The following is a 24832-nucleotide window of genomic DNA, read 5'->3' on the forward strand; positions in this document are numbered from 1 at the left end:
GCGAACCGGTGCTGCCAAGCAAACCGCAAACCAAGGCAAACAGGAAACGAAACCGCATGAGACCCCCGGAATTGACGATTCGGCCCGGATAGAAGGTCATCATAGCAGATCGCCCGGCACCACCTGCCTTCGGGACAAATCGGCTGGACATCGCCGGGCCCGCTGGGCAAGACGGAGGCCAGACCGGGGGTTTGGCATGGATATCGACGATCTGGCAAAGCGGGTTGTGGCGGGCGAACGCCGGGCGCTGGCGCGCGCGATCACGCTGGTCGAAAGCGGCCGCGCCGATCACCGCGCCAATGCCGCGCGCCTGCTTGACGCGGTCGGCGCCACCGGGCGCGAGGCGCTGCGGATCGGCCTGTCGGGCACCCCCGGCGTCGGCAAGTCGACCTTCATCGAGGCTTTCGGGATGTTCCTGATCAAACAGGGGCTGAAGGTGGCGGTGCTGGCGGTCGATCCGTCCTCGGCCCGCTCGGGCGGTTCGATCCTGGGCGACAAGACCCGGATGGAGCGGCTGTCGCGCGAAACCAGTGCCTTCATCCGACCCTCGCCCTCGCAGACGCAACTTGGCGGCGTTGCCCGCCGTTCGCGCGAAGCCGTGGCGCTGTGCGAGGCGGCGGGCTTCGATGTGGTCCTGATCGAGACCGTGGGGGTCGGGCAGTCGGAAACCATGGTCGCGGGCATGGCCGACTTGTTCCTGCTGCTGCTCGCGCCTGCCGGCGGCGACGAGTTGCAGGGGGTCAAGCGCGGCATCATGGAAATGGCCGACCTGATCCTTGTCAACAAAGCCGACGGCGAATTGCGCGACACCGCCCAGCGCACCCGCGCCGATTACTCCGGCGCGCTTCGGCTCCTGCGCAAGCGCCCGCAAGACCCCGAGGGGTTTCCCAAGGCGCTGCTGGTCTCGGCACTGACGCAGGACGGGCTGCCCGAGGCGTGGGACGCGATGCGCGAACTGGCCGAGTGGCGGCGCGAACAGGGCCATTGGGCCGCCAACCGCGCGGCACAAGCCCGGCACTGGTTCGCCGAGGAACTGCGCGCGGGCCTCATCGCACGGCTGGAGCGTGACCCGAAGATCCGCGCCATGGCCGAACGGCTGGACGCCCGGGTCGCGGCGGGAGAGATGTCTCCCACCGCCGCCGCCGAACACCTGTTGGCGACGCTGGACGAATAGCGCCTATTCCTCGGCCAGGAACCCGCCCGATTGCCGCGCCCACAGACCGGCATAAAGCCCGCCCAGCGCCAGCAACTCGTCGTGGCTGCCATCCTCGACCACCCGGCCTTCGTCCAGCACGACGATCCGGTCCATCCGCGCGATGGTCGACAGCCGGTGCGCGATGGCGATCACCGTCTTGCCCTCCATCATGCCATAAAGCGTGTCCTGAATCGCCGCCTCGACCTCGCTGTCGAGCGCCGAGGTGGCCTCGTCCAGCACCAGGATCGGTGCGTCCTTCAGCATCACCCGCGCTATGGCGATGCGTTGCCGTTGTCCGCCCGACAGCTTGACGCCACGCTCGCCCACCTGCGCGGCATAGCCCCGGCCGCCCTTCGGGTCTTCAAGGTTCTGGATGAACTCATGCGCCTCGGCGCGGCGCGCGGCGGCGATCATCTCGTCCTCGCTCGCCTCTGGCCGGCCATAAAGGATGTTGGCGCGCACCGAACGGTGCAGAAGCGAACTGTCCTGGCTGACCATGCCGATGGCGGCGCGCAGGCTGTCCTGCGTGACCGCGCGCACCTCCTGCCCGTCGACCAGGATGCGCCCCTCCTCGGCATCGCGAAACCGCAGCAGCAGGTTCACCAGCGACGACTTGCCCGCGCCCGAGCGCCCCACCAGCCCGACCTTCTGCCCGGCGGGGATCGTCAGGCTGACGTGATCCAGTCCGCCCACGCCCTTGCCGTAGTGATGCGAGACATCGTCGAAACGGATTTCCCCCGCCTCGATCCTCAGCCGCGCGGCATCCGGCGCATCGGTGATCGCATGCGGCACCGCCACCGAGCGCAGCCCTTCGCGGATCACGCCCGCATGTTCAAAGAGCCGGATCGTCACCCACATGATCCAGCCCGACATGCCGTTGAGCCGGATCGTCAGCGCCGAGGCCGCCGCGACCTCGCCCACCGTGACGACGCCTTGCGTCCACAGCCAGATCGCCGGGCCGAGCACCCCGACCACCAACAGCCCGTTCAGCACGTTCTGCCCGAAGGAAAGCTCGGTCATCAGCCGCAGAAAGCGTTGAAACCGCAGCCGGTGACGGCGCATCGCGCTTTTGACATAATCCTCTTCGCGCCCGGCCTGCGAGAACAGCTTGACGCTTTCGATGTTGGCATAGGCATCGACCACCCGGCCCGTCACCAAGGACCGCGCGTCGGACCATTTCTCCGACGCCACCGCGACACGCCGCGCGATCCAGCGGGTATAGGCGACATAGAGCACCAGCCAGACCGCCAGCGGCAGCGACAGCCGCCAGTCGAACTGGCCAAGGATGGCAATCGCCGCCAGCACGTAGGTCAGCGAATACCAGATGCCTTCGAACAGCATGTAGGTCGAATCCTCGACCGCCGGGCCAAGCTGCATCACCCGGTTCGACAGCCGCCCGGCAAAGTCGTTCTGGAAAAACCCCATCGACTGGCCAAGCATGTGCTTGTGCGCCCGCCAGCGCACCTGATCCTGCATGTTGCCGGCCAAAGTCTGCTCGAGAAAAAGGTGGTTGGCGACGATCACGATGGGCCGCAGGAACAGGATGAAGACCGCGGCCAGCGACAGTTCCAGCCCGTGCGTGCCCCAGAACGCCCCCGGCTGGGTCATGTCCAACAGATCGACGATCCGCCCGGTGTAGAAGATCAGCCCGGTCTCGACCAACGCCACCAGAACGCCGGTCGCCGCCATCCACACCATCCAGCCGCCGAAATTGCCGTAGTGCGAACGCAGGTAGGGCCAGATCTTGCCCGGCGGCGTGGACGGATCGTGGGGTGCGAAGGGATTTACGAGGTTTTCGAAGAAACGGAACATGACGGGTCACCGAAATGGAAAGATGGCAAGCGAATGGATCAGGGCTGGCGGCCAGCCCGACAGGACCGACGGCCTAGCCGTGGATAGGAGTCCTGTGTCGATACATTCGCGCCTCCGTCATGGGATGCGGTCAGTTAGCGCAAGCACCCCGCCTTGTCACGCCTTTTTGCACCGGATCACGCGCGCGAAAGCCATCAGCAGATGCGCGGCAACTGCTCGCCCACCAGCATGTCGACGATGCGCGACCCGCCAAACAGCGTGCGCATCGTGACCTGTCCGGCCGGGCCGTCGCCGGCACGCCCGATGATCACCGCCCCCGCCCCGGTGTCGACGCCGCGCATCGCCGCCAGCGCCGCCTCGGCCTCGTCTTCGGGCACGAACAGCACCAACCGGCCCTCATTGGCCAGGTAGAGCGGATCGAGCCCGAGGATTTCGCAGGTGCCCTTGACCTCGTCTCGCAGCGGTAGCGCCTCTTCGTCGATTTCGACAGAAACGCCAGCAGCCTCGGCAATTTCGTTCAGCGCCGAGGCCAGCCCGCCCCGGGTGCAATCGCGCGCGGCGCGCAGGTTGGGGGCTGCCGCCAATGCCGCTTCCATCAGATGCCCAAGCCCGGCGCAGTCGCTTTCCAGGGCCGATGACAGGGCCAGATCGCCGCGCGCGCCAAGGATGCAGGCGCCGTGGTCGCCCAGCACGCCGTTGACGATGGCCACGTCGCCGGGGCGGATATGCACCGCCGCGATGTCGCGCCCGGGCGGGATGATGCCGATGCCGGTGGTGGTGACGAACACCTTGTCGGCCGAACCGCGATCAACCACCTTGGTGTCGCCGGTGACGATCCGAACCCCCGCCTTGTCGGCCTCGACCTTCATCGTCGCCACGATCCGGCGCAGAAGATCGACATCGGTGCCTTCCTCGATGATGAACGCCGCCGACAGCCAGCGCGGCACGCCGCCGCCGACAGCCAGATCGTTGACCGTGCCGCAGACCGCGAGCTTGCCGATATCGCCGCCGGGGAACTCGACCGGGGTGACGACGAAACTGTCGGTGGTAAAGGCCAGCCGCGCGCCGGGGTCGCGCAGCGCGTCGGCACTCAGCCGGGCCTGGTCTTCCATGCTGTCAGGCTCGAACACGCCGGTGAAGATCTCGTCGATCAGGTCGCGCATCGCCTTGCCGCCGCCGCCGTGGGCCAGCGATACCCTCTTGTCACGCAGGCTCATTCAGCGGCCTCGGTTGCCGGGTCGGGCGTTCGCCGCCCGCCGTATTGGTAATAGGCGGCGCAGACGCCTTCGGAACTGACCATCAGCGCACCCAACGGGTTTTCCGGCGTGCAGGTGGTGCCGAACAGCGCGCAGCCGGTCGGCTTGATCCGCCCGGTCATCACCAGCGCACAGCCGGTGCCTTCCGGCTCGGCCACGTCGCGGGCGCGCTTGGCGCCATACCCGATGCCGAATTTCGCCTCGGCATCATAGGCGGCGTATTTCGGGCGGATGCACAGCCCCGAGGCGTCGATCTCGCCCAGTCCGCGCCAGGCGAAACTGGGGCGCGGCTCGTAGACATCGGCAATCGCCGCCAGGCTGACCGGGTTGCCATGTTCCGGCACGACGCGGGCATACTGGTTTTCGACCTCGGCCCGGCCATCGCGGATCTGGGTCAGCACCATCAGCACCGATTGCAACAGATCGACCGGCTCGAACCCGGCCACGACGATGGGCTTGCCGAACTCCTCGGCGATGAAATCATAGGGATGGATGCCGATCACCATCGAGACATGGCCCGGCCCGATGAAACCGTCGAGCACCATGTGCGGATCGCTCAACAGCACCCGGATCGGCGGCGGCACCGCGATATGGTTGCAGAACACCGAGAAATTGGTCAGCCCCTCGCGCGCCGCCTGCTGGATCGACAGCGCGGTCGAGGGCGTCGTGGTCTCGAACCCCAGCCCGAAGAACACCACCTCTTTTTCGGGATGCCGCCGCGCCAGTTCCAGCGCGTCGAGCGGGGAGTAGACCATGCGGATATCGGCTCCGTCCGCCTTGGCCTGCAGCAGCGATTTCTTCGTCCCCGGCACCCGCATCGCGTCACCGAAGGTGGTGAAGATGACGTTGTCCTGCTCGGCGATCTCGACGCATTCATCGACCCGCGCCATCGGCAGAACGCAGACCGGGCAGCCGGGGCCGTGGATGAACTCGATCCCCGGATGGGTCAGCCGGTCAAGGCCATAGCGAAAGATCGCATGGGTATGCCCGCCGCAGATCTCCATGATGTGCACCGGCTTTTCGGGTGTCGCCCCGATCTCGTCGGCCACCTTTGCAATCTCGGCCAAGAGAACCTTTGCGGCCTTGGGGTCGCGGAATTCCTCGACATATCTCATGCGCCTGCCTCCAGCGCCTTGGCGCCCTCTCGCATCTGCTCCAATGTCTCCTGCGCCTCGCCCAGCCCGTGCAGCGCCTCCAGCGTCGCGGCGGCCTCGGCTTCGTCGATCACGCTCATGGCAAAGCCGACATGGATCAGCGTCCACTTGCCGATCAGCCCGTCGATCGGCCCGTCAAGAATGCAGGCCACGCTGACCTCGCGCCGCACGCCGGAGACATCGGCCATGGCCATCAACCGATCCGGGTCCGTGATTTCAATGATCTGTCCGGGGATGCCAAGGCACATCTGTCCGCTCCTCTCATGCAATCCGCGAGCGTTAGCACAGTCCCGCCCGCCTCGACTTGCGCTGAATCAAATGCCGCGTGCGGCCCCGATCAGCGCCTGGCCCAGCGCCAGCCCGCCATCGTTCGCCGGCACCGCGTGATGCAAAAGCACCGGCACCCCGGCGAGGTGACGGATCAGCGCGTCCTGCAAGAGCGCGTTCTGCAACACGCCACCGGACAAGGCGACCGCCTCGGCGCGCCCGGCCTCGACCAGCGCCCTGGCGCGCGCCGCGAAGGCCACGGCCAATGTCTCGTGAAACCGCGCGGCGGCGATGGCGGGCGGCTCACTCGCCTCGGCCCAGGCTCGAAACATCGGGGCGGGGTCGATCTCGGCCCCCTCAAGCGCCACCGGATAGGGCGCGGCCGGCCCACCCCCCTCCGCCAGCGCCTCGAGCGCCATGCCCGCCTCACCCTCATAGCTCATCCGCCCCGGCGCCACGCCCAGCGCGGCGGCGAAGGCGTCAAACAGCCGCCCGGCCGAGGACGACAGCGGGCTGTTCACCCCCGCCGCCACCGCGCGCCTGAGCACATCGCGCGGCGCCTCCGGCAACAGCCTGTCGGCCAGATCGCCCAGCCCGGCGGCGTCCAGCCGCACCATCAGGTTGCGCCACGGCTCGCGGTTGGCAGCATCGCCCCCGGCCAGCGGTGCCGGTTTCAGCCAGCCGACCCGCTCGAAGCCGCGATAGTCGCCCAGCAACAGCTCGCCGCCCCAGATCGTGTCATCCGCCCCCAGCCCCAGCCCGTCCAGCACGATCCCCGCCACCGGCCCGCCGTCCAGCGGCCAGTGGTTTTCCCCCAGCACCGCCGCCAGATGCGCGTGGTGATGCTGCACCCGGACCAGCGGCAGCCCCGTCGCCTCGCCCGCCTGCGTGGCGCGGTAGCCGGGATGCAGATCGACCGCCACCAGATCGGGCCGGTGGTCGAACAGCTCCCGGTAATCCTCCAGCGCCTGCTGGTAGGCGGCCCAGGTCAGCGCCTCGTCCAACTCGCCCAGATGATGACCCAGCAGCGCCTGGCCGTTCTTGGTCAGGCAGATCGCCGCCTTCATCTGCCCGCCCATCGCCAACACCTGCGGCGCGTCGTCAAACCCCTCGGGCAGGGGCAGCGTTCCCGGCACCCGCCCGCGCGCCCGGCGCAGCACCGTCGGCCCGGCCCCGGTCACCCGCTCGACCGAATCGTCCAGCCGCCGCGCGATGTCGCGGTCGTGCATCACGAAGCCATCGGCGAAACCGCCCAGCTTGCCCCGCGCCTCGTCGTTGCCGATCACCTGCGGCTCGCCCGACAGGTTGCCCGAGGTCATCACCAGCGGGCGGTCGACCGCCTCCATCAGCAGGTGGTGCAGCGGCGTATAGGGCAGCATCCAGCCCAGCCTGCCCTGCCCCGGCGCCAGCCCGTCCGGCAACCCGCCGCCCTTGCCGCCGCCCTTGCCGATCAGCACGATCGGCGCGGCAGGCTCGGCCAGCAGCGAATACTCCTCGGGCGTCGGCCGGGCGAACCGCGCCAGCACCTCCGCCGAGGCCATCAGCGCCAGCGGCTTGGCCGGACGCCTCTTGCGCGTGCGCAAAAGCGATATGGCCGCCGCATCGGTCGCATCGCAGGCCAGGTGAAAGCCCCCCAGCCCCTTGATCGCCACGATCCCGCCCGCCGTCAGCCGCGCCGCCGCCAGCGCGATCGCGTCACCGGCGACCTCGGCGCCGCCTTCCTCGTACCAAAGGCGCGGGCCGCAGGCCGGGCAGGCGATGGGCTGGGCATGAAAGCGCCGGTCGCCGGGGTCGCGGTATTCGGCGCGGCACTCGGGGCACATCTCGAACGGCGCCATCGTGGTCTGGCCCCGGTCATAAGGAAGGCCGCGCAGGATGGTATAGCGCGGCCCGCAATGGGTGCAGTTGGTGAAGGCATATCCGGCACGGCGCGCGCCGGCCTCGCGGATTTCGGCGGCACAGGCCGGGCAGGTGGCGGCATCCGGCGTCACCCGCGTCTCGGCCCCCTGCGCTCCGCTCGCAGCGATGGAAAAGCCGGTCGGCGCCGGATCGGGCACCGCCCACGCCACCGCCTCGACCGCATCGACCCGGGCCAGCGGCGGGATTTCCTCCGCCAGCGCCCGCGCCATCCGGTCGAGCGCCTCGGGCGCACCCGCCACCGCCACCAGAACCCCCTCGGCATCATTGAGGACATGGCCCACCAGCCCCTCGCGCCGCGCCACGCCCCAGACGAAGGGACGAAACCCCACGCCCTGCACCTGGCCGCGCACCCGGATCAACCTGCCGTCCATTGACTGCCCTTTCATCTTGGCGAAAATACTCTCGCCGAAGGCACGAAAGCGCAATCGCCACCACGCCGCACCCACCCGGTTTTTCGCCCCCGACTCACTTGACGGTCCCCCGAAAAGCGCCTAAAGCCCGCGAACGGAATTCGGGGCGTTGCCGTGGCGACGCCCATTTGTGTTGACAGGCAAGGCCGGGACAAGCCCGGAACCGGCCCGCGAAATGAGGATGGATCAATGTCGCGCGTCTGCGAACTGACCGGCAAGGGCCCGATGACGGGCAACAATGTCAGCCACGCCCATAACAAGACCCGGCGCCGGTTCCTGCCGAACCTGAACGATGTCACGCTGGTGTCGGAAACCCTTGGCAAGGGCTTCAAGATGCGCATCTCCGCCGCGGCGCTGCGCTCTGTCGACCACCGGGGCGGCCTCGACCTGTTCCTGGCGAAAGCCAAGGACGCGGATCTTTCGGCCAACGCGCTGAAGATCAAGAAGCAGATCGCCAAGGCGCAAGCCGCCGAAGCCTGATCCGCCGTCCGATCGGACCCGAACGGCCCTGCCCACCGGCGGGGCCGCTTCTTTTTGTCGCTTGCCCGGCACCGCGCAACAGCCTACCCCTTTGGGCATGATGCGCGCGACGATCTCCTGCCTGATGGCCCTGACCCTGACGCTGGCCAGCCTCGTGCTGGCCAATGCGCGCGGGGCCAATGACGACATCGGCATGGAAATCGTGATCTGTTCCGGCGTCGGCATGACCACCATCGCCATCGGCCCCGACGGCCAACCCGTCGAACAGACCGAGCCTTGCCCGGACGGCACCTCGGTCTTTGCCGTCGCGCTGGCGCTGCCTTCCGCCCCCGATCCGGCCCCGCGCCTGATCGCCAGTCTTGCCCCGGTGCCGGTCGCGATCCCCGCGCCCCGGCACGAGTTGTCTCCGTCTGCACGCGGCCCGCCTGCCCTGGCCTGACACCCATCAGACCAGACCAACCAGACAGACAGTCAGACAACGGAGAGACAAATGTCCCTTTCACGCACCCTTCTTGCGGCCACCGCCGCGATTTCGCTCGCCATGCCCGCTTTCGCAGGCTCCGAGATCACCATCGAAGACGCCTATGCCCGCGCGTCCGGCCCGACCGCCATGGCCGGGGCCGCCTTCTTCGTCATTCACAACATGGGCGACGAGGACGACCGGCTGGTCGCCGCCGAATCCGATGCCGCCAAGCGCGTCGAACTGCACACCCATATCGAGGAAGCCGACGGCGTGATGCGCATGGTCGAGGTCGAAGAGGGCTTTCCCGTGGCCGCCGGCACCATGCACCATCTCAAGCGCGGCTCGGATCACGTGATGTTCATGGGCCTCAACGCCCCGTGGGAGCAGGGCAAGATCCTCAACGTCACGCTGGTGTTCGAGAACGCCGGGCGGATCGAGGTCGAGATCCCGGTCGACAACGAGCGCGCCGACGAGATGCCGATGGAGGGCATGAGCGACCACACGGATTCGCACAACTGATCATCCGGTCGGGCGCGGCCAGTTCCGCGCCCGGCCAGCCCCTTGGGGTCAGGGCCGGACGAACTTCGCGCCGGTCGATGACCCGGCCTCGTCCCGCCCCATCACCGTCGCGGTCGGACGGACCCGGGAAAACACCCCGTCGCCCTGATCCAGCATCGCATGCAGATCCGCCAGCGGCGCCGTCAGGCTGGTGCCCAGCGAGACCATGACATCGCCCGCCATCGTCGCCTTGGCCGACACCACCGAGACGATTCGCGGCGCGCCGGACGAGAAATCGAACACCGGCGCCCCGGACGAGCCGAAATCGACATCGCAATCCAGCACCAGCGTGCCCGACTGGCGCCCGAGCACGTGGCACACGTTTTCGAGCGACGGCATGTCGGCCCGGTCATGGGCATAGGACACCACCCCGACCTCGGCCCCGCGCCGCGGCATCTCGTCCACCGCGAACGGCAGCACCGTGGAATTGCGGATCGGCTGGTCCAGTTCGATCAGGGCAACGTCCATGCCCCGATCCTCGCCCTCGAAGACAAAGTCCGGGTGCGCCACGGCGCGCCGCACGCCGCGATAGGCCGCGGCCCGCCCGTTGCGCCATCCGGCGCGAAATTCCATCGTGTCGAGTGCGATCCGCGCGCCGGTCGCCTTGTCGAAAAGACAATGCGCGGCGGTCAGCACCAGGTTGTCGGCGATCAGCGCGCCGGTGCAGAACGCGGCACCGCCAAGATCGAGCCGCCCGACCCCTTCCCAGCCCCGGCTGTCATCGCCGGTTGCAAGCCCGCGCAGCCCGGCCCCGTCGGCCATTGCGCCGGTGCCTGCCAGCACCAGGGCCGCAAGCGCGCCGGCCAGTCCTGAAATTCTCGTTTTCATCCCGCCGGTGTAACCCGCCCTCGGGGCAGGATTATGGCACCGATGCGACCGGGCCGAGCTTTTCCGGCCTCGGCCCGCCTGTCGCCCAGTCGAGCAATTCGACGGTATGCACCACCGGCGTCCCGGTCCCCGACCCGATCTGGATCATGCAGCCGATATTGCCCGCCGCGATCACCTCCGCCGCCCGCGCCTCCAGCGTGGCCACCTTGCGCGCCTTCAACTCGGCTGAAATCTCCGGCTGCATCAGGTTGTAGGTCCCCGCCGAGCCACAGCACAGATGGCTGTCGGCAGGCTCCACCACCTCGAACCCGGCGCGCCGGAGCAGCGCCTTGGGATGGTCGGTGATCTTCTGCCCGTGCTGCAACGAACAGGCCGCATGATAGGCCACCCGCATATCCATATCGCCCTCGGGCAGATCGAGCCGGGCCAGCAGTTCCGTCACGTCCATCGCCAGCCCCGACACCCGCGCCGCATCGTCCGCCAGCGCATCCAGCCGGAACATATGCCCGTAATCCTTGACCGTGGTGCCGCAACCCGAGGTGTTGATGACGATCGCATCCAGCCCCTCACCGCCGATCTCGGCCATCCAGGCGCGGATATTGCGCGCCGCCGCGCGGTGCGCCTCGTCCTCCTTGCCCATGTGATGCACCAGCGCCCCGCAGCAGCCCATCCCGCGCGCGATCACCACCTCGCAGCCCAGCCGCGTCAGCAGCCGGATGGTGGCGTCGTTGATATCGGTATCCAGCGCCTTCTGCGCACAGCCCGTCATCAGCGCCACCCGCATCTTGCGCTCGCCCTCGGCGGCAAACACCTGCGGATCGTCATTGCGGCTGACCGGCGGAATGGCCTTCGGCGCCATGTCCAGCATCGCGCGCAACCGCTTGTCCGGCATCAGCCCCTTGAATGGCCGCCCGACCTTGGCCGCCAACAGCGCCAGCCGGAACCGCCCCGGATAGGGCAGGATGCGCGCCAGCACCCAGCGCAACGTCCGGTCCATGACGGGCCGGCGATAGGTCTTCTCGATATGGGCGCGGGCGTGATCGACCAGGTGCATGTAATCCACCCCCGACGGACAGGTCGTCATGCAGGCCAGGCACGACAGGCAACGGTCGATATGCCTGACAGTGCGCTCGTCGGCAGGCCGCCCGCTCTCCAGCATGTCCTTGATCAGGTAGATGCGCCCGCGCGGGCTGTCGAGCTCATCGCCCAGCACCTGGTAGGTCGGACAGGTCGCGGTGCACATGCCGCAATGGACGCAGGCGCGCAGGATATCGTTGGCCTCGGCGATACCGGGCTCGGCAAGCTGGCTCTCGGTGAAAAACGTCTGCATCAGCCCGCCGCCTTGTCATGTTCCGACATCATCAGGCCGGGGTTCAGAATGCCTCTCGGGTCGAATTTCTGCTTGAGACCTCGCATCAACGCCGCCACCGGCGCGGGCTGCGGTTGGAATACGGCAATCCGGCCCCGCAGCGCCTCGGAGGCTCGCACCAGCATCGCGTGCCCGCCATGTGCCGCGATCTGCCCCCGGATCAGCCCCTCCCCGGCATCGTCGCCACCATCCTCGAGCGCCAGCCACATCAGCCCGCCGCCCCAGTCGTAGATGCCGCGATGCACCAGCCCCGCCGCCGTGAGCGCCGCCGAAATCACCGGCGCATCCGAAGGCTTGACCGACAGCCGCCATATCACGCGGCCATCCCCGGCAAAGGGCGCTACGTCCCGCACCTCGCGCCACAGCACCGCACTCGCCACACCCTCGACCACCTCCCAGCCCGCAAACCCGGCCCCGGCCAACGCGCCCGCGCGATAGCGCACCGACATCTCAGAGCCTTCGATGCGCACCCGCGTCTCGCTCGCCTCGCCGACCTCCAGATGCACAGTCCCGCTGATGTCCCAAGGCGACCCCAAGGCACGCGCCAGCGCCGCCACACCCTCGGCCAACCCCAGCCCACGCGCCACCAGCGTCGCCTCGGTCTCCGGCACCGCCTGCACCTTGAGGCTGACCTCGGTCAGAACCCCGAGCGTGCCCCATGACCCTGCCAGCAGCTTCACAAGGTCATAGCCGGTGACGTTCTTCATCACCCGGCCACCGTTCTTCAAGACCCGCCCGCGCCCGTCGACGAACCGCGCCCCCAGCGCGAAATCGCGCGCCGCCCCCGCCTGCACCCGGCGCGGCCCCGACACGTTCGCCGCCACCGCGCCGCCGATGGTCGGCTCACCCCCGGTCCCGAGCAACACCCGATGATCCATCGGCTCGAACGCCAGCCGCTGCCCCTCGCCCGCGAGCAAAGCATCGATCTCGGCCAAAGGCGTCCCCGCCCGCGCCACCAGCGTCAGCGCGCCCGGCTCGTAAAGATCGACCCCCGACAGCCCGGCCACCGACAACACCTCGCCGACCACCGGCCGCCCGATATCGCGCGTCCCGCCCCCGCGAATGCGCAAAGGCCCGGCAGCCGCCGCAACCGCCTCGGCCAACTCCTGTTCGCTCGAAACACTCTGTTTCATCTTGGCTGAAATACTCCGGGGGTTTGGGGGTGGAACCCCCAATCAAACCAAACCTGCGCGCCGCAGGCGCTCATTTTGCCAGCCTGCGGGGCGCACTTGCGTCCAGTGGGAACACCTTCGCCGGGTTCAGCACCCAGGCCGGGTCGAACACATCCTTCACATCCATCTGGATCGCCAGATCGTCGTCGGAATACTGCGCCCGCATGATGTCGCGTTTTTCCACCCCCACGCCGTGCTCGCCGGTCAGACAGCCGCCGACCTCGACGCAGAGCGTCAGGATATCCGCGCCCAGCGCCTCGGCCTTTTCCAGATCGCCCGGCTTGTTGGCATCGAACAGGATCAGCGGGTGCATGTTGCCGTCGCCGGCGTGAAACACGTTGCCGACCGTCAGCCCGTAGCCCTCGCCCATTTCCCCGATCCGGCGCAGCACCAGGGGCAGTTCGCTGACCGGGATGGTCCCGTCGAGGCACATGTAGTCGTTGATCCGCCCCATCGCGCCGAACGCGGTCTTGCGGCCCTTCCAGATCTTCGCGCTCTCCTCGGCGCTGGCGCTTTCGCGCAGCGCCACCGGCTCGTGGTGCCGGGCGATCTCGATGATCCGGCCAAGCTGGTGGTCGATCTCGGCCTCCGAGCCTTCGACCTCGATGATCAGAAGCGCCTCGCAATCGGGATAGCCCGGGTGGGCATGCGCCTCGGCGGCGCGGATCACCACGCGGTCCATGAATTCGATCGCCACCGGCAGGATGCCCGCCCGGATGATGTCGGACACGCAGGCCCCCGCGACCTCGTTACTGTCGAACCCGATCAGCACCGGCCGCGCGCCTTCGGGCTTGGCGAGGATGCGCAGCGTCGCCTCGGTGACGACGCCCAACTGCCCCTCCGAGCCGCAGATCAGCCCCAAAAGGTCCAGCCCGCCCGCGTCCAGATGCGCGCCGCCCAACTCGATCACCTCGCCATCCGCCATCACCACCGTCACGCCCATCAGGTTGTTGGTGGTGACGCCGTATTTCAGGCAATGCGCCCCGCCCGAATTCATCGCGATGTTGCCCGCGATGGCGCAGGCCAGCTGGCTCGACGGATCGGGGGCATAGAAAAACCCGTCCGCCTCGACCGCGCCCGTGACGCTCAGGTTGGTGCGCCCGGCCTCGACCCGGATGAAGCGGTTGTCGTAGTCGGTTTCCAGCACCCGGTTCATCCGCGCGACCCCAAGGATCACGCTATCCGCCGTCGGCAGCGCGCCGCCCGACAGCGACGTGCCCGAGCCGCGCGGCACCACCGGCACGCCCGCCTCGTGGCAGACCCGCATCACCGCCGAAACCTCCTCGGTCGATCCGGGCAGGACCGCGCACATCGGCGGGCAGCGATAGGCGCTCAGCCCGTCGCATTCATAGACCTTCAGCGCGACCGGATCGTCGATCACCGCCCCGTTCGGCAGAACCTCGCGCAAACGCGCGACGATCCGCGCCTTGCCGGCAAGAATGTCGGCCTCGGGTTCGGGCATCTGCATCGGCGTTCCTCCAGATTGGTAACATTATATTACCAAAACCACCCCTGCGCCAGCGCTTTCGAATCCACTTGCACAGCCCCGCGAAAACCCGGCAGAACGCAGGCATGGACTGGATCAAGATCATTCACATCCTCACCGTCATGGGCTGGATGACATCCATTTTCGCGGTGCCGCGCGCGATGATCTACTGGCGCCGGGAATGGGACCGGCTGGGCGAATTCGGACCGCTGGGCGACCTCACCATCCGGCTCTACCGCTTTTCTGCCGGGCTGGCGGTGATCGCGATCCTGACCGGCCTGTGGCTGGCCTGGACGCTGGGGTTTCCGGTCTGGAGCCTCGTCAAGCTGGGCGTCGTCACGCTTATCGCGGTTCACTACATCTGGACCGGGCGGCTGGTGATCCGCGCCAGGGCCGGTCGGTTCGAGGAATCCGATTTCTACCTTCGGGTTTTCAACGAGATCAGCGTCATCGCGGTAATCGGCGTGCTCTGGCTGGTGGTCACGCGCCCGTTCTGACCGCAGACCGCCGCCGCCCTTCCCACAGCCAGGCCAGAACCGCCAGACCGGCGGCCAGCAGGAGCATCAGCCAGGCGGGCGCAAGCGGGGTGATGCGCAGATCCTCGACCGCATAGGCACCGCGCGGGGTATAGCCGATCCAGCCGCGCCCGGCGGCGACACGGCCCTCGGCGACCGGGCGCAGGCCCGGCATCCCGTCTTCCAGCACCGCCACACCGCCGCGCATCGGCGCGATCACCGGGGCCAGCCCCTCGCGGGTGGCGATGGTCGCCTCGAATTCCTTGGGCGCGGACGGACCCAGCGCCACCACCGCGTCGGTGTCGCCCTCGGCCAGCCGATACAGCCCCATCGCAGGCGCGTCGTAGTCCGCCTGAAACAGCCCCGGCGCGATCTCGGTCATCGGCAGGACCACCTCGGCCCCGTCCGGTCCGGTCACGGTGACCGAGCGCGCGCCGGTGTCCATGGTGCGCCGGGTGATGGTCATCGCCCCGCCCTCGGCCTCGGCGGTCAGCGCCTCTTCCTCAAGCTCCGGTTCCTTCATCATCCAGTGCGCCAGCCTGCGCAAGAGTTCTAGCTGCGGCCCGCCGCCCTCGAACCCCCGGCTCCACAGCCAGGCCTGGTCCGAGGCCAAGAGCGCGACGCGCCCCTCCTCGACCCGGTCGAGCACCAGAAGCGGCGCGTCCTCGGCCCCCGACATCACCGTCATGCCGCCGCCGCCCGCCAGTTCGACCTGCCGGAGCCAGCGGCCCCAGCCGACCTCGGGCGCAAAGCCCTCAAGCCCGCGCGTCACCGGATGGCGCGCGCCCAGATCGGTGACTTCCGGCAGGTATCCGGCGTCGATCAGCCGCGCGGTCGGCAACAGCGGCAGCACCTCGCCCAGCGGCGAGCGCGCGAGGCTTTGCACGCCCGCGAAATCCGGCCCCGCCGCGATCAGCACCGCGCCACCGGCCCGGACATAGTCGCGCACGGACCCCAGGTAACTCGCTGGCAGAATGCCGCGCAACATGTAGCGGTCGAAGATGATCAGGTCGAATTCGTCGATCTTGTCGAGAAACAGCTCCTGCGTCGGAAAGGCGATCAGGCTGAGTTCATTGACCGGCACCCCGTCCTGCTTGTCGGGCGGGCGCAGGATGGTGAAATGCACGAGATCCACGGCGCTGTCGGACTTGAGCAGGTTGCGCCAAGTCCGCGTGCCGGGATGCGGCTCGCCCGAGACCAACAGCACCCGCAGGCGGTCGCGCACCCCGTTGATCGCCACCACGGCGGCGTTGTTGCGGTCGGTCAACTCGCCCTCGGCCACCGGCGTGGTCAGCTGGATCACGTTCTGGCCGCCGTGTCTCAGCGTGATCGGCAGTTCCAGATCGCGGCCCAACGGCACCTCGTGGCGCGACGGTTCATCCCCGTCGATCGAGATATCGAGGGTGACACGCGCCGCGCCGGGGGCGGCGCCCATGTCCTCGACCCTCAGCCGGATCGCCTGTTCCTCGCCCAGGATGGCGAACGCGGGCGCGGCGGTGATCACCAGCCGCCGGTCCCAGTCCGCTGCCCGCCCGGTCTGCAAAAGGTGCAGCGGCGCGGGCAGCGCGGGGGCGGCGTCGATGTCATGCACGCGCCCGTCCGAGATCATCACCATCCCCGCCACCCGGTCGCGCGGCAACTCGGCCAGCGCCCCGGCCAGCGCGGACATCGCCAGCGTGCCGCGATCATCCTCGCCATCGCCAACCCGCACCACGCGCAGGTCAAGCCCGCGCGCCTCGGCAGAGCGGCTGAGGTCGGCCAGCGCCGCCTCGGTCTGGGCGGCGCGGTCGGACAGGGTTTGCGAGGCGCTGTCGTCCACCACGGCGACCATGATATCGCCCAGCGGGCGGCGCTCTTCGGTCTGGATCGATGGACCGGCCAGGGCGGCAAGGATCGCCATCACCGCCAGCGCCCTGAGCGCCCAGCCCTTCAGCCCGCGCCACAGCGCCACCGCGATCAGCAGGGCAAAGATCGCCGCCGCCGCCCACAGCACGGGCCAGGCAAAGGCCGGATCGAACACCACCGACGCCGCGTTCATTGCCCCAGCCTTTCCAAGAGCGCGGGCACATGCACCTGGTCGGATTTGTAGTTCCCGGTCAGCACGTGCATCACCAGGTTGACGCCGAAGCGATACGCCATCTCGCGCTGACGCTCACCGGCCAGCCCGCGCCCGACCGGATACATCGCGATGCCATTGCCATCGACCGCCCAGGCCCGCGCCCAATCGTTGCCGCCGATCACCACCGGCGTCACCCCGTCATTGAGGTTGCGAAACGGCATGCCCTCAGCGCGCTCGGCGTCGGGCGGGCTGGCCTCCACCCAGACCGGCTGGCCTGCAAAGCGGCCCGGGAAATCGGTCAGCAGGTAGAAGGTGCGGGTCAGGACATGGTCCTCCGGCACCGGCTCCAGCGGCGGCACGTCGAGCGGCTGGGCCAATGTGCGCAGCCGCGTGCCCTCGGGCGTGGCGGTCGACCCGAAACGTGCGACATCGCCGTCGCGGGTGTCGAACACGATCATGCCACCTGCACGCAGATAGGCGTTGAGCCGCGCGTAAGCCCCCGGTGTCGGGGCGGGCTGGCCTGCACTGACCGGCCAGTAGAGCAGCGGAAACACTGCAAGTTCATCGGTCTCGAGGTCGACCCCGACCGGCGGCGACGGCTCGATCGAGGTGCGGCGGAAAAGCTGGTCGGACAGGCCCTGCAATCCGGCCTCGGAAATCTCGTCAAGCGCCGCGTCGCCGGTCCGCACATAGGCCAGCGTGACGTTGCCAGCCGCCGCGATGATCGCCGGGTCGGCCTCCTGCGCGCGGGTTTCAACCGGAAGCATCGCGGCCAGCACCAGCGCCGCCGCGCCGCCAACCCCGCGCGCCAAACGTCCCGACAGCGCCAGCGAGGCGATCAGGTCGATGCCAAGCGCCGCCAGCGCCGCCAGCAAGAGCCAGCCCGACAGATCGGTCTCGGCGCGCGTGCCCTGCCACTCCGGCGTGACCGAGGCGGGCCAGTCCGCGGGTTCCAGAACCGCCTCGGCCCCCAGCACGTTGACCGCCAGCACCCGCGCCTCGGAACGGTAAAGGCCCGGCGGCAGATCCGGGCCGGGGGCGTCTGTCAGGCGCGCGCCATCCACCCCGGGCCGCGCGCCCGCCGCGTCGAGATGGCCGAAGCCGTCGACAAGCTGCGCCGCGATCCAGGTGGTGCCCGCCAGCGCCTCGCGGTCCGGGCGTCCCGCCCGGCTCGACACCGCAAGGCGTTCGAGCATCTGGACGAACAGCCCCGACAGCGGCAGGCTCGACCATTCGGCGTTGGCCGAGACGTGAAACAGCACCACCTGCCCGTCGCCCAGCGCCTTGCGCGTCACCAGCGGCGTGCCGTCGGCAAGTGCTGCAATGGTGCGGGCGGCGAGGTCCGGGCCGGGTTCGGCCAGCACCTGCGAGGTGACATCGACATCGCCGGGGATATCGAGCCCGTAGAACGGCGAGGTCTCGGGGAACGGCGCCAGGCTGCGCGGCTCGCCCCAGCTCATCGCGCCGCCGACGCTGCGCCCGCCGGCGCGCAGCCTGACCGGCATCAGGGCATCGTCGCCGCCGCGCCCGGTGTCGGCGGCGGCCAGGCGCGGCCCGGCAAATCGCACCAGCAGCCCGCCGCCCGCCACCCATTCGGCCAGCGCCTCGCGGTCCGGCTCGGCCAGCACCGCGACATCGGCCAGGATCACCGCGTCGGGGCTGGCCTTGAGCAGGTCGCCCAGCGCGCCCTCGACCAGTTCGGCGCTTGGCGCCAGCGCCTCGCGCAGGTAGTGCAGCGGCGACAGCAGCTCCAGCCCCTCGCGCCCGGCACTGCCCGCGACCAGCGCCACCTTGCGCCGCTTGAGCGAATCGTCGGCCAGCGTCAGCGCGCCCGCCGAGTTCTGCCCGGCAATCTCGAACCGCGCGATGCGGTTGCGAAGCTCGGGCGGCAGGGACAGTTCCAGCGTGGCGCGGTGATCTGCGTCGGCGAAATCCAGCGTGGCATCGGCCAGCACCCGCTCGACCCCCGCCGGATCGGGGCCGATGCCCTGGATGGTCAGGCTCTGCCCGGCCACGCCGTGGCTGCGCAGCGCGGTCACCCGGACCAACCCGCCGTCGATCTCTGCCGGCAACAGGCCCAGCCGGGGCATCCCCGGCTCCAGCACCGTCAGCCTGCCTGAGTTCTGCAACAGATCGGCCAATGCCCCGCGCGCCGGGCTGGCCAGACCGTCGGACAGCCAAATGGTCTCGACCTCCTGATCCAGCGACGCCGCCCAGTCGCGCAACGCGGCATGGGTCACCGGCCAGGGGCGCGGGGTCAGCGCGGCCAAGGTTCCGGCGATATCGCCCGCGGCGCGCAGCGGCAGGTCGCCCGGCTCCGGCGGTGCGCTGGCCAGGATCAGCGCCGCCCGCCGCCCTTCGCCCTGCGCCGCCTCGAGCCGGGCCTGCGCGGCCTCGATCCGGGCGCGCCAGTCGGGCGCGGCGGCCCAGCCGTCATCGACCAGCACCACCAGCGGCCCCTCGCCCGGCAGCCCCGGGTCGGGGTTCAGCACCGGGCCGGAAAACCCGACGATCAGCGCCGCAACGGCCAGTATCCGCAACAGCAGGAGCCACCACGGCGTGCGGTCGGTCTCGGCCTCGTCGTCCTTCAGCCCGATCAGCAGCGCCACGCCGGGAAACGCCCGCCGCACCGGGGCGGGCGGCACCGCGCGCAGCAGCCACCACAGCACCGGCAGCGCGATCAGCCCGACCAGCAGCCAGGGCGCGGTGAAACCGATAGGGCCAAGCACCAGCATCAGACCCGACCTTCCAGCGCGCGGTAGAGCCAGAGCAGCGCGCTTGTCGGGGCATCGTCGGTGTGATGGATGTGAAACTGCCAGCCGGTCAGGCGAGCAAGCCCGTCGAGCCGCGCCTTGCGATCCGCCAGCCGGTCGAGATAGCGGGCCTTGAGATCGCCGGCCTTGCGGGTTTCGTATTCCAGACTGCCGCCCATCGAGCGAAACAGCGTGCGCCCGTCATAGGGAAACGCCTCTTCGGCGGGGTCGAGCACCTGGATCAGCGCGCCGGTCACACCGCGATCCGCCGCCGTGGTCAGCGCCGCCTCGACCGGGGCCGGGTCGCCGAGGAAATCGGACAGGAACACCGCCCGGCTGTGGCGCGGCATCACCGAGACATCCGGCGCGCCGTAATCGGCGGCGGCGGGGTGGGCGAGCGCCTCGGCCATACGCTCCAGTTGAAGATTGCCGCGCATCGGCGGCGCGCCCATGTCGCTCAGCCCGATCCGCTCTCCGCCCTGGTTCAGCAGGACCGACGCCGCCAGCGCGATCAGCGCGGCGCGGTCGGCCTTGGGCGAAAGGTCGGGGCGCGAGGCGAACCGCATCGATTGCGCCCGGTCGACCCAGAACACCACCGCCTGCGCCGCCTGCCATTCCTTTTCCTGCACGAAATGCTGGTCCGACCGGGCCGACCGGCGCCAGTCGATCGCCCGCGCCGTGTCGCCGGGCTGGGCCGGGCGGTATTGCCAGAAACTGTCGCCCAGACCGGGGCGACGCCGACCGTGCTCGCCCAGCACCACGCCCGACGCCAGATGACGCGCCCGCGCCAGAAGCGGCGGCAGCGGCTGGGCAAGGGCCTCGGCCCGGGGGCGAAGGGGGACGGTCCGGGTCATGTGTGGCGCGCGCCTTGGGGGGTCTGTTCCCCGCATTCATAGCGCTGCGCGATATGAATGCGCCCCTCGAGGTGTTTCAGGAGCAAGGACTTGAAGGCGCAGCGTCCAGTCACGCCGCCGCCTCTTGGGCATTCATGCTGCCCACAACCCGGTCGATCAACCCGGCAAGGCTGTCGCCACGGGCGCGCGCGGCATAGCCCAGCGCCATGCGGTGAACCAGGACCGGGCGGGCCAGCGCGCGCACGTCGTCGGGCGAGGGCGCCAGCCGTCCGTCCAGCAGCGCGCGGGCGCGCACCAGCAGCATCAGCGCCTGCGAGGCGCGCGGCCCCGGCCCCCAGGCGACCGCATCGCGCACATGGTCGGGCGCGGTCGCGTCCTCGGGGCGGCAGGCGCGCACCAGGTCGAGGATCAGCTCCACCACGGTCTCGCCCACCGGCATGCGGCGCAACAGGCGCTGGGCCGCGATCAGCTCATCGGCGGCGAACACCGGCTCGACCCCGGCGTCCTCGGCGCCGGTGGTGGCGATCAGGATATCACGTTCGGCATCGCGGTCGGGATAGTCGACATCGACCTGCAACAGGAACCGGTCTAGCTGGGCCTCGGGCAGCGGATAGGTGCCCTCCTGCTCGATCGGGTTCTGGGTGGCGAGCACGTGGAAGGGCGCGGCCAGCTTGTGGGCATGGCCCGCGATGGTCACCTCGTGCTCCTGCATCGCCTGCAAGAGGGCCGACTGGGTGCGCGGCGAAGCGCGGTTGATCTCGTCGGCCAGAAGCAGTTGGCAAAAGATCGGCCCGGGCAGGAACCGAAAGGCGCGCGCGCCGTCGGCGCCTTCCTCCAGCACCTCCGAGCCGAGAATGTCGGCGGGCATCAGGTCGGGCGTGAACTGGATGCGCCCCCCATCCAGCCCCATCACCGTCGAGAGCGTATCGACCAGCCGCGTCTTGCCCAGCCCCGGCAAGCCGATCAACAGCGCATGCCCGCCCGCCAGCATCGCCGACAGCACCAGCTCGACCACGACCTCCTGCCCGATGATTCGGCGGGCGATCATCTGTTTCGCCTGCCCGAGCCGCGCGCCCAGCGCCTCGATTTCGCCCACCAGGTCCTCTGCCTTGTCCATCCGCCATCTCCGATCCATAGTCGGGGGCCATTAAAGCCGAACGCGGACCGGAACCAAATGACAAAACCGACAAACAGCGCAAATCGCACCCCTTCCGCCGAAAGCCTCGCCGGGGCGGCGAAGAAGGCGGCGAAAAACGGCCTGCCGCCGGTGCACCTGTGGAATCCCGAGTTCTGCGGCGATCTCGACATGCGCATCGCGCGGGACGGGACGTGGTTCTACCTCGGCACCCCGATCGGGCGGCCGGAACTGGTCAAGTTGTTTTCCTCGATCCTGCGAAAGGACGGCGACGACTATTTCCTTGTCACCCCGGTCGAGAAGGTCGGGATCACCGTGGACGATGCGCCCTTCGTCGCGGTCGACTTCACCGCCCAAGGCGCGGGGCGCGACCAACGCCTGACCTTCACCACCCATGTCGGCGACAGCGTGACCGCCGGCCCCGAGCATCCGATCCGGGTTGTGCGCGACCCCGAGACCGGCGAGCCGTCGCCCTATGTCAACGTGCGCGCCAACCTCGAGGCGCTGATCGACCGCAAGAGCTTTTACCGGCTGGTCGAGATTGGCGCGCATGAGGAACGTGACGGCAAAGACTGGTTCGGGCTGTGGTCGGATGGGGCGTTCTTCCCGGTCATCCCCTCCGCCGAGCTCGAGGTCTGACGGTTTCGGTTGCACCGGGCCGCGCGGCGGGGTTTTTTGGCATGGGGGAGACACCATGCCCAGATTTGCCGCCAACCTGACCTTCCTGTTCCGCGATCTGCCGTTCCTCGAGCGTTTCGAAGCCGCCGCCGAGGCCGGGTTTCTGGGCGTCGAGGCTCTGTTTCCCTATGACGACGCGACCCCGGAAATCACCCGCCGCCTGAAGATGCACGGGCTGGCGATGGTGCTGATCAACGCCCCGCCGCCCAACTGGGCCGGGGGCGCGCGCGGGTTTGCCGCCGTGCCGGGCGGGGCGGAGCGGTTCCAAAAGGATTTCCGCCGCGCGCTGCGCTATGCCGAGGCGCTGGGCGCACAGCATCTGCACATCATGGCGGGCAAGGCCGAGGGGCTGGTGGCGCGGGCCACCTTCGTGGACAACCTGCGCTGGGCCACCGCGCAGGCACCCCGGACCAGCCTGACCATCGAGCCGATCAACCCGGGCGACATGCCGGGCTATTTCCTCAACGATTTCGACATGGCCGCCGAGATCCTCGACGAGGTCGGCGCGCCCAACCTGGGCCTTCAATTCGATATGTATCACGCCCACAAGATCACCGGCGACGGCTTGGCGGCCTGGGCCGCCCACGGCCACCGCGCGCGCCATGTCCAGGTCGGCGGGCTGCCGGACCGGCATGAGCCGCTGGCGGGCGAGATCGACTATCCGGCGTTCTTTCGCCAACTGGACGCCGAGGGCTACGCCGGCTGGGTGTCGGGCGAATACAACCCGGCCGGGCGCACCGCGGACGGGCTGGGCTGGATCGGCTAGACCTTCAGCCCATGCTCGCGAAACCGCGCCTTGAGGTCCGCCTCGATCCGCGCGCCAAGGTGGCTGATCACCTCGCTGCCCGCGATATTGGCCATCGCGCCGCAAGTCTCGAGATCATACCCCTCGGCCAGCCCCCACAAAAACGCGCCGGCGAACAGATCGCCCGCGCCGGTGGCGTCGACCACCTTGGTGGGCACGGCGGGACAGTGGATGCGCTGGCCGCCCGAAAGGATATGCGCGCCGTGTTCGCTCTCGGTGCAGACCACGGTTTCGACCTCATCCGCAGCCGCCGCAAGGGCCGCATCGAAGCTGTCCGCGTCGGGATACATCGCGGTGATCTCGGCCCGGTTGGCGAACAGCAGGTCCACATCCTCGCGCAGCATCCGCGAAAAGGCGTCGCGGTGGCGGTCGATGCAGAACGGGTCGGACAGGGTCAGCGACACCTTGCCCCCCGCGCCCCGCGCCGCCGCGATCGCCTTGGCGAAAGCCTCGATGCTTTCGGGACCATCAAAGCGGTAGCCTTCGAGGAAAATCCACTCGGCATCCGCCATCATCGCCTCGTCGATATCGGCGGGTGACAGGTGTTCGGTGACGCCAAGATAGGTGTTCATCGAACGCTCGCCGTCCGGCGTGACAAGGATGATGCAGCGCCCGGTTTCGTGCGGATGGTCCTTCGGGGCAAGCGGCACCTCGTAAACCGCGCCCTGCGCGCGCAGGTCATGGGCAAAGATCGCGCCCAACTGGTCGTCCTTGACCTTGCCGACATAGGCGGTGCGCCCGCCCAGACGGGCGATGCCTGCGATGGTGTTGGCGGCGGACCCGCCCGACATCTCGGTCGCCGGGCCGATGAGCCCGTAAAGCTCGACCCCGCGCGCCATGTCGGTCAGCTGCATGATGCCCTTCTCGACGCCGTTGCGCTCAAGAAAGGCATCGTCGCAATGGGACAGAACGTCGACCATCGCGTTGCCGATGCCGACCACCTGAAAGCGTTTGGTCACAGGGTCTTCTCCTCGTATTGGCAGAGGTCGCGGATGATGCAGGCACCGCATTTGGGCTTGCGCGCAACGCAGATATAGCGGCCGTGCAGGATCAGCCAGTGATGCGCGTGAAGCTGGTAGTCGGCGGGCACGTTGTCCTCGATGGCGCGCTCCACCGCCACGACATCCTTGCCGACCGCGATGCCGGTGCGGTTGCCGACGCGAAAGATATGCGTGTCCACCGCCTGCGCCGGGTGGTGCCACCACATGTTCAGAACCACGTTGGCGGTCTTGCGCCCGACGCCGGGCAGGCTTTGCAGCGCAGCGCGGGAATTGGGCACCTCGCCGCCGTAATCCTCGACCAGAATCCGGCTCAACTTGATGACGTTCTTCGCCTTCTGGCGAAACAGCCCGATGGTCTTGATATGCTCGGTCAGGCCCTCTTCGCCCAGCGCCAGCATCTTTTCGGGTGTGTCGGCCACCTGAAACAGCGCCCGCGTCGCCTTGTTCACGCCGGCATCGGTGGCCTGCGCCGACAGCGCCACCGCCACCACCAGCGTGAAGGCGTTGACGTGCTCAAGCTCGCCCTTCGGCTCGGGTTCCGAGGCATGAAACCGCCGGAACACCTCGCGAATGGTCGGGAAATCCATCTGCTTTGCCATTGGGCGGGTATCCCCAATCCAGGGGCCGAGGGCAAGCGCGGTTTCGCCATCTTTGCGCAGGAA

Annotated in this window: 22 protein-coding genes; 7 read left to right on the top strand and 15 right to left on the bottom strand. The window is 68.9% G+C overall.

The features are described 5' to 3' along the window. The first annotated feature begins 196 nt into the window (after nucleotides 1-196). Nucleotides 197-1174 (top strand): methylmalonyl Co-A mutase-associated GTPase MeaB, encoded by a 978-nt coding sequence (meaB, locus tag FVF75_RS13425; RefSeq protein WP_148378830.1) that lies wholly within the window; start codon nucleotides 197-199, stop codon nucleotides 1172-1174. Nucleotides 1175-1177: 3 nt separating this feature from the next. Here the strand turns inward: meaB and FVF75_RS13430 are convergent, their stop codons facing one another. The 5 genes from FVF75_RS13430 to hypF form a co-directional block, all read right to left on the bottom strand. Continuing rightward, nucleotides 1178-3007: an ABC transporter ATP-binding protein gene (locus tag FVF75_RS13430; RefSeq protein ID WP_148378832.1), complete on the bottom strand. Its 1830-nt coding sequence runs from the start codon at nucleotides 3005-3007 to the stop codon at nucleotides 1178-1180. 194 nt (nucleotides 3008-3201) lie between these two features. Next, nucleotides 3202-4224 (bottom strand): hydrogenase expression/formation protein HypE, encoded by a 1023-nt coding sequence (gene hypE, locus FVF75_RS13435; RefSeq protein ID WP_148378834.1) that lies wholly within the window; start codon nucleotides 4222-4224, stop codon nucleotides 3202-3204. Beyond that, nucleotides 4221-5378 carry a hydrogenase formation protein HypD gene (gene hypD, locus FVF75_RS13440; protein ID WP_148378836.1) on the bottom strand — a complete coding sequence of 386 codons (1158 nt, stop codon included), beginning with the start codon at nucleotides 5376-5378 and terminating at the stop codon, nucleotides 4221-4223. Before hypD ends, hypE begins: the two co-directional genes overlap by 4 nt. Next, nucleotides 5375-5665, bottom strand: coding sequence for a HypC/HybG/HupF family hydrogenase formation chaperone (locus FVF75_RS13445; protein WP_148378838.1), 291 nt, complete (start codon nucleotides 5663-5665; stop codon nucleotides 5375-5377). The genes hypD and FVF75_RS13445 overlap by 4 nt, the downstream gene beginning before the upstream one ends. A gap of 66 nt (nucleotides 5666-5731) precedes the next feature. Beyond that, on the bottom strand, nucleotides 5732-7975 hold the full coding sequence (gene hypF / locus FVF75_RS13450) for a carbamoyltransferase HypF (protein WP_187393076.1): 2244 nt from the start codon (nucleotides 7973-7975) through the stop codon (nucleotides 5732-5734). Between the two features lie 228 nt (nucleotides 7976-8203). On the opposite strand from hypF, the gene rpmB reads away from it, so the two are divergent. The 3 genes from rpmB to FVF75_RS13465 all read left to right on the top strand — a co-directional run bounded on the left by rpmB (nucleotide 8204) and on the right by FVF75_RS13465 (nucleotide 9476). Beyond that, nucleotides 8204-8494 carry a 50S ribosomal protein L28 gene (rpmB, locus tag FVF75_RS13455; RefSeq protein WP_148378842.1) on the top strand — a complete coding sequence of 97 codons (291 nt, stop codon included), beginning with the start codon at nucleotides 8204-8206 and terminating at the stop codon, nucleotides 8492-8494. Between the two features lie 97 nt (nucleotides 8495-8591). Beyond that, the gene (locus tag FVF75_RS13460; protein ID WP_148378844.1) at nucleotides 8592-8933 is read left to right on the top strand and encodes a hypothetical protein; all 342 of its coding nucleotides are present in this window, start codon (nucleotides 8592-8594) and stop codon (nucleotides 8931-8933) included. Nucleotides 8934-8984: 51 nt separating this feature from the next. Continuing rightward, nucleotides 8985-9476, top strand: a complete 492-nt coding sequence (locus FVF75_RS13465) for a copper chaperone PCu(A)C (RefSeq protein WP_148378846.1) — start codon at nucleotides 8985-8987, stop codon at nucleotides 9474-9476. Between the two features lie 48 nt (nucleotides 9477-9524). Here FVF75_RS13465 and FVF75_RS13470 read toward each other — a convergent pair whose 3' ends face one another. From FVF75_RS13470 to FVF75_RS13485, 4 genes are all read right to left on the bottom strand, one after another. Next, nucleotides 9525-10343, bottom strand: coding sequence for a trypsin-like serine peptidase (locus FVF75_RS13470; RefSeq protein ID WP_148378848.1), 819 nt, complete (start codon nucleotides 10341-10343; stop codon nucleotides 9525-9527). Between the two features lie 31 nt (nucleotides 10344-10374). Further along, nucleotides 10375-11673, bottom strand: coding sequence for a glycolate oxidase subunit GlcF (glcF, locus tag FVF75_RS13475; protein ID WP_148378850.1), 1299 nt, complete (start codon nucleotides 11671-11673; stop codon nucleotides 10375-10377). Next, nucleotides 11673-12845: a glycolate oxidase subunit GlcE gene (gene glcE, locus FVF75_RS13480; protein ID WP_148378852.1), complete on the bottom strand. Its 1173-nt coding sequence runs from the start codon at nucleotides 12843-12845 to the stop codon at nucleotides 11673-11675. Before glcE ends, glcF begins: the two co-directional genes overlap by 1 nt. Before the next feature lie 70 nt (nucleotides 12846-12915). Then, nucleotides 12916-14352, bottom strand: coding sequence for an FAD-linked oxidase C-terminal domain-containing protein (locus FVF75_RS13485; RefSeq protein ID WP_148378854.1), 1437 nt, complete (start codon nucleotides 14350-14352; stop codon nucleotides 12916-12918). A gap of 104 nt (nucleotides 14353-14456) precedes the next feature. On the opposite strand from FVF75_RS13485, the gene FVF75_RS13490 reads away from it, so the two are divergent. After that, a complete protein-coding gene (locus tag FVF75_RS13490; protein ID WP_148378857.1) occupies nucleotides 14457-14867 on the top strand; it encodes a CopD family protein in 411 nt (136 codons plus the stop codon). On the opposite strand, the gene FVF75_RS13495 is transcribed toward FVF75_RS13490, so the two are convergent. The 4 genes from FVF75_RS13495 to FVF75_RS13510 all read right to left on the bottom strand — a co-directional run bounded on the left by FVF75_RS13495 (nucleotide 14851) and on the right by FVF75_RS13510 (nucleotide 21668). Next, a complete protein-coding gene (locus FVF75_RS13495; RefSeq protein WP_148378860.1) occupies nucleotides 14851-16923 on the bottom strand; it encodes a hypothetical protein in 2073 nt (690 codons plus the stop codon). The genes FVF75_RS13490 and FVF75_RS13495 overlap by 17 nt on opposite strands. Beyond that, entirely contained in the window at nucleotides 16920-19679 is a 2760-nt protein-coding gene (locus tag FVF75_RS13500; protein WP_148378862.1) for a DUF4159 domain-containing protein, read from the bottom strand. Before FVF75_RS13500 ends, FVF75_RS13495 begins: the two co-directional genes overlap by 4 nt. Beyond that, a complete protein-coding gene (locus FVF75_RS13505) occupies nucleotides 19679-20551 on the bottom strand; it encodes a DUF58 domain-containing protein (protein ID WP_148378863.1) in 873 nt (290 codons plus the stop codon). The genes FVF75_RS13500 and FVF75_RS13505 overlap by 1 nt, the downstream gene beginning before the upstream one ends. A gap of 109 nt (nucleotides 20552-20660) precedes the next feature. Beyond that, a complete protein-coding gene (locus FVF75_RS13510; RefSeq protein WP_148378865.1) occupies nucleotides 20661-21668 on the bottom strand; it encodes an AAA family ATPase in 1008 nt (335 codons plus the stop codon). Nucleotides 21669-21725: 57 nt separating this feature from the next. Here FVF75_RS13510 and FVF75_RS13515 point away from each other — a divergent pair, with 57 nt between their 5' ends. Both FVF75_RS13515 and FVF75_RS13520 read left to right on the top strand, forming a co-directional pair. Next, nucleotides 21726-22325: a DUF1285 domain-containing protein gene (locus FVF75_RS13515; RefSeq protein WP_148378867.1), complete on the top strand. Its 600-nt coding sequence runs from the start codon at nucleotides 21726-21728 to the stop codon at nucleotides 22323-22325. Between the two features lie 55 nt (nucleotides 22326-22380). After that, nucleotides 22381-23130: a hydroxypyruvate isomerase family protein gene (locus FVF75_RS13520; RefSeq protein WP_148378870.1), complete on the top strand. Its 750-nt coding sequence runs from the start codon at nucleotides 22381-22383 to the stop codon at nucleotides 23128-23130. Here FVF75_RS13520 and FVF75_RS13525 read toward each other — a convergent pair. Together FVF75_RS13525 and nth are read right to left on the bottom strand one after the other, a co-directional pair. Then, nucleotides 23127-24089: an adenosine kinase gene (locus FVF75_RS13525; RefSeq protein ID WP_246138096.1), complete on the bottom strand. Its 963-nt coding sequence runs from the start codon at nucleotides 24087-24089 to the stop codon at nucleotides 23127-23129. The two genes, FVF75_RS13520 and FVF75_RS13525, sit on opposite strands and share 4 nt — an antisense overlap. 35 nt (nucleotides 24090-24124) lie before the next feature. Further along, nucleotides 24125-24769 (bottom strand): endonuclease III, encoded by a 645-nt coding sequence (gene nth / locus FVF75_RS13530; protein ID WP_148378875.1) that lies wholly within the window; start codon nucleotides 24767-24769, stop codon nucleotides 24125-24127. Nucleotides 24770-24832 lie beyond the last annotated feature (63 nt).

This window comes from Maritimibacter fusiformis, assembly GCF_008086115.1.
GTDB lineage: Bacteria > Pseudomonadota > Alphaproteobacteria > Rhodobacterales > Rhodobacteraceae > Muriiphilus > Muriiphilus fusiformis.

Excerpts from the sequence above, each read along its gene's own strand:
- nth (WP_148378875.1), bottom strand. The coding sequence starts at position 24,769 with ATGGCAAAGCAGATGGATTTCCCGACCATTCGCGAGGTGTTCCGGCGG.
- FVF75_RS13525 (WP_246138096.1), bottom strand. The coding sequence starts at position 24,089 with ATGGTCGACGTTCTGTCCCATTGCGACGATGCCTTTCTTGAGCGCAAC.
- FVF75_RS13460 (WP_148378844.1), top strand. The coding sequence starts at position 8,592 with ATGATGCGCGCGACGATCTCCTGCCTGATGGCCCTGACCCTGACGCTG.
- FVF75_RS13470 (WP_148378848.1), bottom strand. The coding sequence starts at position 10,343 with ATGAAAACGAGAATTTCAGGACTGGCCGGCGCGCTTGCGGCCCTGGTG.
- FVF75_RS13510 (WP_148378865.1), bottom strand. The coding sequence starts at position 21,668 with ATGGACAAGGCAGAGGACCTGGTGGGCGAAATCGAGGCGCTGGGCGCG.
- FVF75_RS13495 (WP_148378860.1), bottom strand. The coding sequence starts at position 16,923 with ATGAACGCGGCGTCGGTGGTGTTCGATCCGGCCTTTGCCTGGCCCGTG.
- FVF75_RS13430 (WP_148378832.1), bottom strand. The coding sequence starts at position 3,007 with ATGTTCCGTTTCTTCGAAAACCTCGTAAATCCCTTCGCACCCCACGAT.
- hypF (WP_187393076.1), bottom strand. The coding sequence starts at position 7,975 with ATGGACGGCAGGTTGATCCGGGTGCGCGGCCAGGTGCAGGGCGTGGGG.
- glcF (WP_148378850.1), bottom strand. The coding sequence starts at position 11,673 with ATGCAGACGTTTTTCACCGAGAGCCAGCTTGCCGAGCCCGGTATCGCC.
- FVF75_RS13505 (WP_148378863.1), bottom strand. The coding sequence starts at position 20,551 with ATGACCCGGACCGTCCCCCTTCGCCCCCGGGCCGAGGCCCTTGCCCAG.
- hypD (WP_148378836.1), bottom strand. The coding sequence starts at position 5,378 with ATGAGATATGTCGAGGAATTCCGCGACCCCAAGGCCGCAAAGGTTCTC.
- FVF75_RS13485 (WP_148378854.1), bottom strand. The coding sequence starts at position 14,352 with ATGCAGATGCCCGAACCCGAGGCCGACATTCTTGCCGGCAAGGCGCGG.
- FVF75_RS13515 (WP_148378867.1), top strand. The coding sequence starts at position 21,726 with ATGACAAAACCGACAAACAGCGCAAATCGCACCCCTTCCGCCGAAAGC.
- FVF75_RS13490 (WP_148378857.1), top strand. The coding sequence starts at position 14,457 with ATGGACTGGATCAAGATCATTCACATCCTCACCGTCATGGGCTGGATG.
- FVF75_RS13465 (WP_148378846.1), top strand. The coding sequence starts at position 8,985 with ATGTCCCTTTCACGCACCCTTCTTGCGGCCACCGCCGCGATTTCGCTC.
- rpmB (WP_148378842.1), top strand. The coding sequence starts at position 8,204 with ATGTCGCGCGTCTGCGAACTGACCGGCAAGGGCCCGATGACGGGCAAC.
- hypE (WP_148378834.1), bottom strand. The coding sequence starts at position 4,224 with ATGAGCCTGCGTGACAAGAGGGTATCGCTGGCCCACGGCGGCGGCGGC.
- FVF75_RS13445 (WP_148378838.1), bottom strand. The coding sequence starts at position 5,665 with ATGTGCCTTGGCATCCCCGGACAGATCATTGAAATCACGGACCCGGAT.
- glcE (WP_148378852.1), bottom strand. The coding sequence starts at position 12,845 with ATGAAACAGAGTGTTTCGAGCGAACAGGAGTTGGCCGAGGCGGTTGCG.
- meaB (WP_148378830.1), top strand. The coding sequence starts at position 197 with ATGGATATCGACGATCTGGCAAAGCGGGTTGTGGCGGGCGAACGCCGG.
- FVF75_RS13520 (WP_148378870.1), top strand. The coding sequence starts at position 22,381 with ATGCCCAGATTTGCCGCCAACCTGACCTTCCTGTTCCGCGATCTGCCG.
- FVF75_RS13500 (WP_148378862.1), bottom strand. The coding sequence starts at position 19,679 with ATGCTGGTGCTTGGCCCTATCGGTTTCACCGCGCCCTGGCTGCTGGTC.